We start from the raw sequence: 12,261 nt of genomic DNA on the forward strand, positions 1-12,261 counted from the left end.
CTGCTTTCGTAGCCCGGATGCAATCCGGGAAGTTCGCGGACAGAGCCTCTCCCCGGCCTCATCCGGGCTACGTACTGCAACTTACGGCCGGCCGTAGACCACCGGATAGATCAACAAGCCCAGCGCCTCATTGAGCAGCAGGCTACTCTGCCACAACGCCTTGCTTTCCGGCAGCCAGCCACCAGCAGGGCGCCCGTTGGCCACGCCGAGAAACCCAACCGGTGCGCTCAACACCTGAAAACCGGCCTGTTCGAAACACCAGCGCGCCCTGGGCATATGCCACGCCTGAGTGACTAGCACTACACGCTTGATCCCGTCCTTGTGCAGCAATTCAGCGCTGCGGGTCGCATTCTCCCAAGTCGTGCGGCTCGCCTCTTCCTGCCACTGCACCGGCATGCCGTAGTCGCGCAGCAGAACTTGAGCCATCAGGGCGGCCTCGCTGGGCGGCTGGCCATAATGCAGACCACCACTGATCGCCAGCGGCAATCCCGAAGCCTTGGCCAGGCGAGCGGCATAGCGCAGGCGCTCCAGCGCCATCGAACTGGGCTGGTCATCGCCCCAGGCCGGATCACCCTGCTCGCGTCCGCCGCCGAGTACGACAATCACATCCACCTGCTGCGCCAGATCGGCCCAGCGGGCCTCGACCAGCGCGGGTTCACGTTCCAACAGTCGCGCCGACCACTCCACCACAACCGGCAGACTCATCAGCCACAATCCGCCAATCGCCAGACCGAAACAGGCAGCGGCCACTCGCGGAAACCGCTTGCGCAACCACCACGCAACAAGCAACACGAGCAATAACACGCCCGGCGGCAGCAACAACTGCTTGAATAGATAACGAATCGGCATCGGACACCTCTGAGGTGCCCAGCAGCCTAACGGGGATCGCTCGCCCGGAACAACTGCGAGCCGCATGAAGTGCACGCCTTAACACCCTGCCCCGGCTTCCAATCGGCAACCGCACCACAAAGCGCGCAACACAACTGAACCCGGCGTTTGACCAGCGGCTTGAGCTTGCCTGGCGGCCTAGCCGGCGCTCTTGCTGTGGCGCGACTGACTTTGGCTGCGCGTGCGGGCCAACGCTCAATCACCGCCAACTCCTCAGCCGCAGCATGCCAACCACGCAGCCAATTCAGATCGTGATCCATATAGGCATGAATCAGTTCCAGCTCAGCCCCAGTCAGATCGCGCAACTCCAGTTCATCCGGCACCTTGGCAGACAGGCGGGCCATACTGTCGGCCTCATCCAGCGCCACTGACAGGCGCTGCAACAACCGCTCGTACAAACCACCCGACGCCTCTGCACGTCGCAATTCACCCATCCAGTCACCTCATGCCGGGCGCCATCGCCCAACTCATACATCAAGCTTAGCGGCAGCCTTTGAACCAGCCCGCCGCCGCGACAGACGGCGATGCGCAGGCCTGGCGCCTGCCTTGCAGTGCAATCAAGGTTTCCCTCAGTTGCGGGGGGTCATGTATGCTACGGCGTTTCCCGAAAGTCCCTTTCCTTAGCGCCAGTAGCCATGCACGAACAGTATCAGCCACGCGAAATCGAAGCCGCCGCGCAATCCCATTGGGACTCGCAAAAATCCTTTGTAGTGAGCGAACAGCCCGGCAAGGAAACATTCTATTGCCTGTCGATGTTCCCCTACCCCAGCGGCAAGTTGCACATGGGTCATGTGCGCAACTACACCATTGGTGATGTGATTGCCCGCTACCAGCGCATGCTGGGCAAGAACGTGCTGCAGCCGATGGGCTGGGACGCTTTTGGCATGCCGGCAGAAAACGCCGCGATGAAGAACAAGGTCGCACCCGCCAAGTGGACCTACGAAAACATCGAGTACATGAAGACCCAGCTGAAAAGCCTGGGCCTGGCGGTAGACTGGTCGCGCGAAGTGGCTACCTGCAAGCCGGACTACTACCGCTGGGAGCAGTGGTTGTTCACCCGCCTGTTCGAGAAAGGCGTGATCTACCGCAAGAACGGCACGGTCAACTGGGACCCGGTGGACCAAACCGTGCTGGCCAACGAGCAGGTCATCGATGGCCGCGGCTGGCGCTCCGGCGCAGTGATCGAAAAACGCGAAATCCCCATGTACTACTTCAAGATCACCGCCTACGCGGAAGAACTCTTGAGCAGTCTGGACGACCTGGATGGCTGGCCAGAACAGGTCAAGACCATGCAGCGCAACTGGATCGGCAAGTCGCGCGGCATGGAAGTCAGCTTCCCCTATGACGTCGCCAGCATCGGCCAGGCCGGTGCCCTGAAAGTCTTCACCACTCGGCCCGACACCCTGATGGGCGCGACCTATGTCGCGGTGGCCGCCGAGCATGCGCTGGCCGCCATTGCCCTCGACAACCTGGCTGCCGACAAGGCTGCCGAGCTGCGCGCGTTTATTCACGAATGCAAAAGCGGCAGCGTCGCCGAAGCCGACGTTGCCACCCAGGAAAAGAAAGGCCTGCCCACCGGCCTGTTCGTTGAACATCCGCTAACCGGCGAAAAGCTGCCGGTCTGGGTCGCCAATTATGTGCTGATCCATTACGGCGATGGTGCGGTCATGGCCGTACCGGCCCACGACGAGCGCGATTTCGAATTCGCCCATAAATATGACCTGCCAATCAAGCCGGTGATCCGCACCAGCGCTGGCGACGAAACGCCCGCACCCTGGCAGGACGCTTACGGTGAACATGGCCAGCTGATCAATTCCGGCGACTTCAACGAGCTGGACTTCCCGGGCGCTTTCGATGCCATCGAAGTCGCACTGCAGAAGAAGAGCCTCGGTCAATCGCGCACCCAGTTCCGCCTGCGCGACTGGGGCATCAGCCGTCAGCGCTACTGGGGCTGCCCAATCCCGATCATTCATTGCGATACCTGCGGCGACGTGCCGGTACCGGAAGACCAGTTGCCAGTGGTACTGCCCGAAGACGTGGTGCCGGACGGTGCTGGTTCGCCATTGGCGCGCATGCCCGATTTCTACGAATGCAGCTGTCCGAAATGCGGTGCGCCGGCCAAGCGTGAAACCGACACCATGGACACCTTCGTCGAGTCGTCCTGGTACTTTGCCCGCTACACCTCCCCGCAGTACAGCAAAGGCATGGTCGACCCGGCTGCTGCCAACCACTGGCTACCGGTAGATCAATACATCGGCGGTATCGAGCACGCCATTTTGCACCTGCTTTATGCGCGCTTCTTCCACAAGCTGATGCGTGACGAAGGCCTGCTCGACTCCGATGAGCCGTTCAAGAACCTACTGACTCAGGGGATGGTGGTCGCCGATACCTACTACCGCACCCTGGATAACGGCGGCAAAGACTGGTTCAACCCGGCCGATGTCGAGCTGGAGCGTGATGCAAAAGCCAAGGTCATCAGTGCCAAACTGAAAAGCGACGGTCTGCCGGTGGAAATCGGCGGCACCGAGAAGATGTCCAAGTCGAAAAACAACGGCGTCGACCCACAGGCGATGATCGATCAGTTCGGCGCCGACACCTGCCGCCTGTTCATGATGTTCGCTTCACCGCCGGACATGAGCTGCGAATGGTCCGACGCTGGCGTTGAAGGCGCCAATCGCTTCCTGCGCCGCGTCTGGCGCCTGGCGCAGAATCACGTCAACCAGGGCACCGCAGGCGCACTCGACCTTGCAAGCCTTGATGACGAGCAGAAGGCCGTGCGTCGCGCTATTCATCTGGCCATCAAGCAGTCCAGTTTCGATATTGGCCAACACCACAAATTCAACACCGCCATCGCCCACATCATGACGCTGATGAACGTGCTGGAAAAAGCCGCGCAAACCACCACTCAGAATCGCGCCCTGCTCCAGGAAGGCCTGGAAGCAGTGGCCTTGCTGCTGGCCCCAATCACCCCGCATATCAGCCATCAACTGTGGCAGGAACTGGGCCACGATGGCGCGATCATCGACGCCCAGTGGCCGCTGGTGGATGAGTCTGCGCTGGTGCAGGACAGTCTGCAGCTGGTGATCCAGGTAAACGGCAAGCTGCGCGGACATATCGACATGCCTGCTTCGGCCACCCGAGAAGAAGTCGAAGCGGCAGCGCGGGCCAACGAAAACGTAGTGCGCTTCACCGAAGGCTTGAGCATTCGCAAAGTGATTGTGGTGCCGGGCAAGCTGGTCAACATAGTCGCCAACTAAAATAGTCGCCAACCGACAAAACTCGACGCCTCCGCAGGGCGGTGCGTCGAGAGGCTCGCCAAGGGGAGAGCAAAGATGATGAAACGGAATCTGTTGGTAATCGGTCTCGCTGCGCTGCTCGGCGCCTGCGGCTTCCAGCTGCGCGGCACCGGCGACGTCGAGTTTGCCCTCAAGGAACTCGACGTCAGCGCGCGCAACGCCTATGGCGATACAGTCAAGTTGGTAAGCGAGGTACTGCAGAACAATGGCGTGCGCGTTCACCCCGGCGCCGCCTATCGCCTGGTCCTGAGCAACGAGCAGGAAAACCAGCGCGCCGCCAGCTACACCAGCTCCGCACGTACAGCTGAATACGAATTGACCATGACCCTCGATTACGAGATTCGTGGCGCCCAGAACCTGCTACTGAGCAGCAACCAGCTGGAAGTGCAGAACTTCTACGCTCAGGATGGCAACAACCTGACCGGCTCCGATCAGGAAGGCGCCCAACTGCGCAGCGAAATGCGCCGTGAGCTGGTTCAACAGCTGGTTCAGCGCCTGCAACAGGTCACCCCGGCCCAGCTCGACCAGCTGCAACAGACCGCCGAAGCCAGGGCCAAGGCCGAAGCAGACGCCCTGGAAGCTGCACGTCAGCGTGAAGCCGCACAACCGCAGCAGTCGCCCGTGCAACTGCTGACACCCGGCCAGTAAGCCTGCCAGGGCCGCCGCTGCGGCCCTGCCGGTTAACACCTGATGAAACTCACCCCCGCGCAACTTGGCAAACACCTCCAGGGCAACCTGGCTGCGGTGTATGTGGTAAGTGGCGACGAACCCCTGCTGTGCCAGGAAGCGTGCGACGCGATTCGTGCCGCCACCCGCGAGCAGGCATTCAGCGAACGCCAGGTATTCAACGCCGACGCCAGCTTCGACTGGGGCAACCTGCTCCAGGCGGGCGCCAGCATGTCGCTGTTCGCCGATAAGCGCCTGCTGGAGCTGCGCTTGCCCTCCGGCAAGCCCGGCGACAAGGGCGCGGCCGCCCTGCTCGAATACCTGGGCCGCCCGCCGGAAGACACCGTGCTGCTGATCAGCCTGCCAAAACTCGATGGCAGCGCACAGAAAACCAAGTGGGCCAAGGCCCTGATCGATGGCCCGCAGTGTCAGTTCGTGCAGATCTGGCCGATCGATGCTCACCAGTTGCCGCAATGGATTCGCCAACGCCTGGCCCAGGCCGGATTGAGCGCTAGCCAGGAAGCGGTCGAGATGATCGCGGTGCGAGTGGAAGGCAACCTGCTAGCCGCCGCTCAGGAAATCGAAAAACTCAAGCTACTCGCCGACGGCAAACAGATCGAAGTCAGTACCGTGCACGCCGCAGTGGCCGATAGCGCCCGCTTCGACGTGTTTGGCCTGATCGACGCGGCACTCAACGGCGAAGCCGCCCACGCCCTGCGCATGCTCGACGGGTTGCGCGGCGAAGGGATCGAGCCGCCAGTAATCCTCTGGGCCTTGGCCCGCGAAATCCGCCTGCTCGCCACCATCGCCCAGCAATTCGGCCAAGGCATGCCGCTGGACAAGGCCTTCAGCTCGGCACGTCCACCCGTCTGGGACAAACGCCGACCGCTGGTCAGCAAAGCACTGCAACGTCTTTCTGCCGCACGCTGGGCCGCACTTCTGCAAGACGCTCAGCGCATCGACGCGCAGATCAAGGGTCAGGCGGCGGGAGACCCCTGGAGCGGCTTGCGCATGCTGACGCTGAGCCTGTGTGGGCAACGCTTGAGGCTGCCCGGCGACGCCGACCTCTAAAATTGCGCCCACCGGTCAAGATCAGCCAAGCGCACGCCTGATCCGGCAAACGCTGGCGCAACTTTCTCACAGCCAAACTGTCGTCTGGACATTTTTTAACCAGCGAATCATCATTTGCTTACCCGCACCTCGCGGGCTGTTTATGAGGATCCAGCATGGCCAAAAATCGCCAACAACACCCGAACAAAGCTAAATCCATGATTGCTCAGCCACTGTTCCGCTGCCGCCAGGAAAAACCCGGCAAAGGCAAAGGCAGTTATCGCCGCGAAGCCTCCCAGCAAAACTGGGAGGCTTCAGTCCTTCGGGCAGCCTGAAACCCCGCTGTGGCACGCCTACAAGCTCATTCGTGCTAAGGTAACGGCCTGCAAAAATGCCTTGAGACCATCATGCCCAACCTGCTACTTCGCAGCCTGAGCCACATCACCTCGGCCTGCCTCCTGTTACTCCTGACAGCTTGCGCCGAAGCGCCCGCACAGTCGCTGGCCACTGCAGCCGACAGCCCGATCAGCGCCTCGCTCAAACAGCCTGAGCCGCTAGTCGCTGTGGCAAAACTCAGTTTCGCCGACTGGCGCGCCCTGCTACGCAGTGATGCGATTGCCGCAGGCATCGATCCCAAACTGTTTGATCGCGCCTTCGCCGGTATCAGCCCTAACCCCGACGTCCTGGTCGCTGACAGCAGCCAGCCGGAATTCACCCGTCCGGTATGGGAATATCTGGATGGCGCAGTATCTTCACAGCGCATCGCACGCGGCCGCAGCCTGATGTTGCAGCACGGCAATACCCTCTCGCGCATCGAAACACGCTACGGCGTAGACCGGCAAACGCTGGTCGCGATCTGGGGTCTGGAGAGTAACTTCGGCAGCAACATCGGCAATCACAACGTGATCCGCTCGCTCGCCACCCTGGCTTATGAAGGCCGCCGCCAGGTGTTCTGGCGCAGCCAGCTGCTTGCGGTGCTGCAGATCCTCCAGCATGGCGACATCAGCCCGGAACGCCTGGTCGGCTCCTGGGCCGGCGCCATGGGCCAGACCCAGTTCATGCCCACCACCTACAACGAACATGCCGTGGATTTCGACGGCGATGGTCGCCGCGACTTGTGGAGCTCCTCGGCTGACGCCCTCGCCTCGGCTGCTCATTACCTGCAGGCCTCGGGCTGGCAGCAAGGCCAGCCCTGGGGCTATGAGGTGCGCCTGCCAACAGCCTTCGACTACAGCATGGCCGACCCGGAGGTTCGCCGCAGCCTTGCCGAATGGACAGCTCTCGGTGTCGAAGCGCTTACGCCGCCAGCGCAGCATGTGACAAGCGAAACCAAGGCTACCCTGATGCTGCCGGCCGGCCACCGCGGTCCAGCCTTCCTGCTGCTGAGCAATTTCCGCAGCATTCTCAAATACAACAATTCGACCTCCTACGCCCTGGCTATTGGCCTGCTGGCTGATAGCCTGCGCGGTAGTGATGGCGTACGCGCTGCCTGGCCCCGCGAGGAGCGCCAACTGGGTCGCAGCGAGCGCATCGAACTGCAGGAGTTGCTCGCCAAGAATGGCCTGGAGCCAGGACCGGCCGACGGCATCATCGGTGCTAACACACGCAAGGCCGTGCGCGCCTTCCAGCTGCAGCAGGGCTGGCCAGCCGACGGTTACCCAACCCAAGACTTGCTGGTACGTCTGCGCACGCCACTCTGAGAGCGGATGACCGAGCCACCTTGTTTGGGCGTATGCAAATAGGCCGAGGTCGCGCTGCCGAGTGAGCAACGCGACAAAGCCAGTAAGGCACCCCGCCGTCTTTGCGTAGCTGGAGAGGCTTGAGGATCAATCGCGCACCACGCTGTTGATAACAGCGTAAGCCCCGCACACCAACCTCACTTCAGCGGCCAAATAGCCAGATAACGCCAGGCGCCAGCATCGCATTGACTCAGCGGGCATGCGGCTCGTTACGCAGGTAGGCCAGCCAGTAGACGCCTGCGACCAGCAGCGTGCCGCCAACGATATTACCCAGGGTTACCGCCACTAGGTTGCGTCCAACCCCGCCAAGCGCCACCACCCCCTGACCGTCAAGAACCAGCCCATAGGGCAGGAAAAACCAGTTGGCAATCGAGTGCTCGAAGCCGATGGTAACGAAGGCACTGATCGGTAACAGGATGGCCACAATCTTGTCGCAGACACTGCGCCCACCCATGGCCAGCCACACTGCCAGACACACCAGGACGTTGCTGAGGATACCGCGGGCAAAAGCCTCGAGCAGCGACAGCTCGGCCTTGCTTCGCGCAATTTGCACCGCCATTTCACCGACAACACCGCTGCCCATGCTGGCAATATCGGCCCAGACCACCAGCAGCACCGTGCCCAGGCAACCCAGAACATTACCAAGATAGACCAGCCACCAGTTGCGCAGCACCGCGCCGGCGCTGATCAGCTTGCTCGCCCAGGCCATCGCCAAGAGGTTGTTACCGGTGAACAGCTCGGCACCGCCGACTACCACCAATACCAGGCCCAGACTGAAACTCAGTCCACCCAGCAAACGGGTCACGCCAAAACCGAGATTACTGTCGCTAACGACCACAGTGAAAAACAAAGCGCCAAACGAGATGAACGCACCGGCCAGCAACGCCAGCACAAACACGCTCAAGCTATCCGCATGCGCCTTGGCAACGCCCATTTCCTCAACCCGACGCGCGATTTGCCGCGGCTGATAGGCATCGGCAAACAGATGTTCTTCCGCCATGAGCGTTCTACCCTCCCCGCGATCGACAAGATATTCGAGTCCATCCACCTGAACCCGCCCGCCATCAGTCTAGTCACTCGACGCCGGGTTGGAGCGTAAGTCCGAAGCGCCTTATACACCCCTGCCACCAGCCCGGACCGCACGGCGCCCGACGGACTGCACAGTCAGCTCTGTGATAAACTCGGCGACGGTTAAAAACCGTCTCGTCCACGGAGCCTCTAGCGGAGCCCAGATTGCCGATGTCCGATATCTCCCAGCCCAAAACCGTTGCCAGCGGAGAAAAATTCCGCACCACTCAGGGCATCACCGCGATCAAGGACGGGCAAAAGCACCGCGCCTCGAGCGAACCCCAAGTGTTTGAACCCAAGCCCAAGTGGCTGCGGGTCAAGGCCCCTGGCGGCAGTCGCTTTGAAGCGGTCAAGCGCAATGTCAGCGAACACCGGTTAAGCACCGTGTGCCAGGAATCGCATTGCCCGAACATGGGTGAATGTTGGTCCAATGGCACGGCGACCATCATGCTGATGGGTTCGGTATGCACGCGCGCTTGTCGCTTCTGCGCGGTGGATACCGGAAATCCCAACGGCTGGCTAGACCTGGAAGAACCGCAGAACACCGCCAAGTCGGTTGAGCTGATGGCGCTGCGCTATATCGTGCTGACCTCGGTGGATCGCGACGACCTGGATGACGGCGGCGCAAGCCACTACGCCGCCTGCGTGCGAGCGATCAAGGAGCGTACCCCACAGGTGGTTGTGGAGGCCCTGACCCCGGACTTCGACGGTGACCTGCAAGCCATCGAACGCGTAGTGGACTCGGGTCTTGAGGTCTTCGCGCAGAACGTCGAGACCGTCAAGCGCCTGACCCATGAAGTACGCGACCCACGCGCCGGCTACGAGAAAACCCTGCGCGTCCTGGAACACGCCAAGCGCCATCGCCCACAGATGCTGACCAAAACCAGCCTGATGCTGGGCCTGGGCGAGACCGACGCAGAGATCCTGGAAACCATGGATGACCTGCGCGCCATAGGCGTGGACATCCTCACTCTCGGCCAGTACCTGCAGCCCACCCGCAATCACCTCACGGTCAAGCGCTGGGTCAGCCCGGAAGAGTTCAATCGCTTCCGAGAGCTGGGCCTGGAGAAGGGTTTTATGGAAGTGGCCGCCGGCCCACTGGTTCGTTCCAGCTACCGCGCCGACAAGGTGTTCGAGAAGAACAACCTGGGCTTGGCCGCGCCAGTGCCGGTGCCAGGCCAGCAGCTCAACAGTAGCCTGATCCCGACGCTCAATCTGAACTGATCGGGCTGCAGCACAACGCCTGGCCTCGGGTTTTGCCTGGGGCCGGGCGTTTTTTTATGCTCCCGTACCTGGATTCGTAGGGTGCGCCGTGCGCACCAACATCGGCGCTGCCACAGCAGCAGTGCCTGCGTAAGGCTTAGCCGTCTATTGCACCCGCCAGGGTCTGCTGCTCTGGATAGTCGAGGTGTTTGACCAGCTGCTCGCGCAACCGCGCACTGACCTGCGCCATATCCAACGGTTCAGCCACCTGATCGGCCAGCTGGGTAATGGCCATGCCGACATAGCCGCAGGGATTGATACGCTGGAACGGCTGCAGATCCATACCCACATTCAATGCCAAGCCATGAAAGGATCGGCCTTTACGGATGCGCAGGCCGAGCGAGGCGATTTTCGCCCCATCCACATAGACCCCTGGCGCATCTGGTTTGGCCGTGGCAATCACGCCATAGCTGGCCAGCAAGTCAATCAGGCTACGCTCGATCCGGCTGACCAGCTCACGCACGCCAATGCCACTACGGCGCACATCCAGCAGCAGGTAAGCCACCAACTGGCCAGGGCCGTGATAGGTCACCTGACCACCGCGATCCACCTGCACCACCGGAATATCGCCCGGGAACAGCACATGCTCGGCCTTGCCTGCCTGGCCCTGGGTAAATACAGGCGCGTGCTCAAGCAGCCAGATTTCGTCAGGCGTATCCGCACCGCGGGTATCGGTAAAGCGCTGCATCGCATGCCAGGTCGGCTCATAGTCGACCAAGCCAAGCTCGCGAAAGCCGAGCGGCAAACTCATCAGAGCACCATATGGACGATACCGGTCGCGCGCAGGGCGCTGTTGATATCGCGCAACTGGTCTTCACCGGTTGCCTCGATGTGCAGCTGCACAGTGGTGTACTTGCCGTTACGACTCTGGCGCTCGGCCAGGGTACTGAGATCGACCTTGGCATGCTTGCTGAGGATTTCGATCACCATATCCTTGTAAGCGGCTCCAGTGTCGCCAACCACTTTGATCGGGTAATCGGCGCAGGGGAATTCGATTTTGTGCGATTTGACGTCAGGTTGATTCATGGCAGTAACGGCCTCGTAAGCCGTGGCAACAGCAACGCCCCTGCGGGTCGGCAGGAGCGTGCAGGTCGCGATATCAGTTGAATAAGCCGAAGAAGAACAGCCGGATGCTATCCCACAAACGACGGAACAAGCCACCTTCCTCGACAGCCTCCAGGGCCACCAGATCGGCGCTGTGTACGATTTCATCGCCCAGCTTGACGTCGACCTTGCCGATCACATCACCCTGCTGGATGGGTGCGACCAGTTGCGGGTAGAGGGTCATGCCAGCCTGTAACTTGTCCAGCTGACCTTTAGCCATGGTCATGGTCAAGTCACTGGCAAGACCCGCCTTGAGCTGACGGGTGACACCCTTCCAGACTTGGGCCTGCGTCAACTCGACACCTTTCTGATAAAAGGTGCGAGTCTCGAAGAAGCGAAAGCCATAGGTCAACAGCTTCTGGGTTTCTGCGGCGCGAGCTGATTCGCTATCAGTGCCGAACACCGAGGTAATCATCCGCGCACCGTCGCGTACGGCAGAAGCTACCAGGCAATAACCTGCTTCCTCGGTATGGCCGGTTTTAAGCCCGTCGACAGTCTTGTCGCGCCACAGCAGCAGGTTGCGGTTGCCCTGCTTGATGTTGTTCCAGAGGAACTCCTTCTGCGCGTAAATGGCGTAGTGTTCCTGGTCTTCGTTGATGATGGCGCGGGCCAGGATGGCCATGTCGTGAGCACTGGAGTAATGCTCGGGATGCGGCAGACCCGTGGAGTTCATGAAGTGGCTGTTGCTCATGCCCAGTCGCAAAGCGGCTTCATTCATCATGTCGGCGAAGGCATCTTCGCTACCGGCAATATACTCGGCCAGAGCAATGCTGGCGTCGTTACCCGACTGGATGATCACGCCATGCAGCAGGTCGTCGACGCTGGCCTGACTGTTCACCGGTAGAAACATCGTGGAGCCGCCGGAGGCTGCGCCGCCGGTACGCCAGGCGTGCTCGCTGATCGGCACCATGTCCTGCTCGCCGATCTTGCCTTTGCGGATTTCCAGGGTAGCGATGTAGGCGGTCATCAGCTTGGTCAAGCTGGCTGGCGGCAGGCGCTGGTCACCATTGTTTTCTACCAGCACCTGGCCACTGGCGGCATCGAGCAGCACATAAGATTTAGCCGCCAGTTGTGGCGGAGCAGGAATCGCCTGCTGGTTGGCCCAGGCCGCAGGTGCACCAAGCAGAAGAAGTGACAAGAAAACGCGTTGCGCAAAGCAGGTGATATTCATCCGTCTCTCTAAGTTG

The 12,261-nt window shown here is 61.2% G+C and carries 12 protein-coding genes; 6 read left to right on the top strand and 6 right to left on the bottom strand.

Annotated elements, in window-relative coordinates:
* Nucleotides 1-81: 81 nt before the first annotated feature.
* Complete coding sequence (locus Q8K09_RS01320; protein WP_305253180.1) at nt 82-849, bottom strand: YdcF family protein; 768 nt, start codon at nt 847-849, stop codon at nt 82-84.
* 26 nt (nt 850-875) lie between these two features.
* Complete coding sequence (locus Q8K09_RS01325) at nt 876-1,322, bottom strand: hypothetical protein (protein ID WP_305253182.1); 447 nt, start codon at nt 1,320-1,322, stop codon at nt 876-878.
* A 201-nt stretch (nt 1,323-1,523) separates the two neighbouring features.
* On the opposite strand from Q8K09_RS01325, the gene leuS reads away from it, so the two are divergent.
* The 5 genes from leuS (at nt 1,524) to Q8K09_RS01350 (ending at nt 7,600) form a co-directional block, all read left to right on the top strand.
* Nucleotides 1,524-4,145 (top strand): leucine--tRNA ligase, encoded by a 2,622-nt coding sequence (leuS, locus tag Q8K09_RS01330; RefSeq protein WP_305253183.1) that lies wholly within the window; start codon nt 1,524-1,526, stop codon nt 4,143-4,145.
* Nucleotides 4,146-4,220: 75 nt separating this feature from the next.
* Nucleotides 4,221-4,832, top strand: a complete 612-nt coding sequence (gene lptE, locus Q8K09_RS01335) for an LPS assembly lipoprotein LptE (protein WP_305253185.1) — start codon at nt 4,221-4,223, stop codon at nt 4,830-4,832.
* Nucleotides 4,833-4,874: 42 nt separating this feature from the next.
* Nucleotides 4,875-5,921, top strand: coding sequence for a DNA polymerase III subunit delta (holA, locus tag Q8K09_RS01340; protein ID WP_305253186.1), 1,047 nt, complete (start codon nt 4,875-4,877; stop codon nt 5,919-5,921).
* Between the two features lie 155 nt (nt 5,922-6,076).
* The gene (gene arfA, locus Q8K09_RS01345; RefSeq protein WP_305253187.1) at nt 6,077-6,235 is read left to right on the top strand and encodes an alternative ribosome rescue factor ArfA; all 159 of its coding nucleotides are present in this window, start codon (nt 6,077-6,079) and stop codon (nt 6,233-6,235) included.
* A gap of 72 nt (nt 6,236-6,307) precedes the next feature.
* Nucleotides 6,308-7,600, top strand: a complete 1,293-nt coding sequence (locus Q8K09_RS01350; RefSeq protein WP_305253189.1) for a lytic murein transglycosylase — start codon at nt 6,308-6,310, stop codon at nt 7,598-7,600.
* Between the two features lie 229 nt (nt 7,601-7,829).
* On the opposite strand, the gene Q8K09_RS01355 is transcribed toward Q8K09_RS01350, so the two are convergent.
* Nucleotides 7,830-8,639: a formate/nitrite transporter family protein gene (locus Q8K09_RS01355; RefSeq protein ID WP_305253190.1), complete on the bottom strand. Its 810-nt coding sequence runs from the start codon at nt 8,637-8,639 to the stop codon at nt 7,830-7,832.
* Between the two features lie 239 nt (nt 8,640-8,878).
* Here Q8K09_RS01355 and lipA point away from each other — a divergent pair, with 239 nt between their 5' ends.
* A complete protein-coding gene (gene lipA, locus Q8K09_RS01360) occupies nt 8,879-9,931 on the top strand; it encodes a lipoyl synthase (protein WP_305253192.1) in 1,053 nt (350 codons plus the stop codon).
* Between the two features lie 136 nt (nt 9,932-10,067).
* Here lipA and lipB read toward each other — a convergent pair whose 3' ends face one another.
* The 3 genes from lipB to Q8K09_RS01375 all read right to left on the bottom strand — a co-directional run bounded on the left by lipB (nt 10,068) and on the right by Q8K09_RS01375 (nt 12,245).
* Nucleotides 10,068-10,721: a lipoyl(octanoyl) transferase LipB gene (gene lipB / locus Q8K09_RS01365; protein WP_305253194.1), complete on the bottom strand. Its 654-nt coding sequence runs from the start codon at nt 10,719-10,721 to the stop codon at nt 10,068-10,070.
* Complete coding sequence (locus Q8K09_RS01370; protein WP_305253195.1) at nt 10,721-10,996, bottom strand: DUF493 domain-containing protein; 276 nt, start codon at nt 10,994-10,996, stop codon at nt 10,721-10,723. Before Q8K09_RS01370 ends, lipB begins: the two co-directional genes overlap by 1 nt.
* A gap of 73 nt (nt 10,997-11,069) precedes the next feature.
* Complete coding sequence (locus Q8K09_RS01375; RefSeq protein WP_305253197.1) at nt 11,070-12,245, bottom strand: D-alanyl-D-alanine carboxypeptidase family protein; 1,176 nt, start codon at nt 12,243-12,245, stop codon at nt 11,070-11,072.
* Nucleotides 12,246-12,261 lie beyond the last annotated feature (16 nt).

It is taken from the genome of Pseudomonas sp. (genome assembly GCF_030683065.1).
Taxonomy (GTDB): domain Bacteria; phylum Pseudomonadota; class Gammaproteobacteria; order Pseudomonadales; family Pseudomonadaceae; genus Aquipseudomonas.

What these genes read in the sequence shown, in the direction of transcription:
- Q8K09_RS01320 (WP_305253180.1), bottom strand. Translation starts at nt 849, where the DNA reads ATGCCGATTCGTTATCTATTCAAGCAGTTGTTGCTGCCGCCGGGCGTG.
- Q8K09_RS01325 (WP_305253182.1), bottom strand. Translation starts at nt 1,322, where the DNA reads ATGGGTGAATTGCGACGTGCAGAGGCGTCGGGTGGTTTGTACGAGCGG.
- leuS (WP_305253183.1), top strand. Translation starts at nt 1,524, where the DNA reads ATGCACGAACAGTATCAGCCACGCGAAATCGAAGCCGCCGCGCAATCC.
- lptE (WP_305253185.1), top strand. Translation starts at nt 4,221, where the DNA reads ATGATGAAACGGAATCTGTTGGTAATCGGTCTCGCTGCGCTGCTCGGC.
- holA (WP_305253186.1), top strand. Translation starts at nt 4,875, where the DNA reads ATGAAACTCACCCCCGCGCAACTTGGCAAACACCTCCAGGGCAACCTG.
- arfA (WP_305253187.1), top strand. Translation starts at nt 6,077, where the DNA reads ATGGCCAAAAATCGCCAACAACACCCGAACAAAGCTAAATCCATGATT.
- Q8K09_RS01350 (WP_305253189.1), top strand. Translation starts at nt 6,308, where the DNA reads ATGCCCAACCTGCTACTTCGCAGCCTGAGCCACATCACCTCGGCCTGC.
- Q8K09_RS01355 (WP_305253190.1), bottom strand. Translation starts at nt 8,639, where the DNA reads ATGGCGGAAGAACATCTGTTTGCCGATGCCTATCAGCCGCGGCAAATC.
- lipA (WP_305253192.1), top strand. Translation starts at nt 8,879, where the DNA reads ATGTCCGATATCTCCCAGCCCAAAACCGTTGCCAGCGGAGAAAAATTC.
- lipB (WP_305253194.1), bottom strand. Translation starts at nt 10,721, where the DNA reads ATGAGTTTGCCGCTCGGCTTTCGCGAGCTTGGCTTGGTCGACTATGAG.
- Q8K09_RS01370 (WP_305253195.1), bottom strand. Translation starts at nt 10,996, where the DNA reads ATGAATCAACCTGACGTCAAATCGCACAAAATCGAATTCCCCTGCGCC.
- Q8K09_RS01375 (WP_305253197.1), bottom strand. Translation starts at nt 12,245, where the DNA reads ATGAATATCACCTGCTTTGCGCAACGCGTTTTCTTGTCACTTCTTCTG.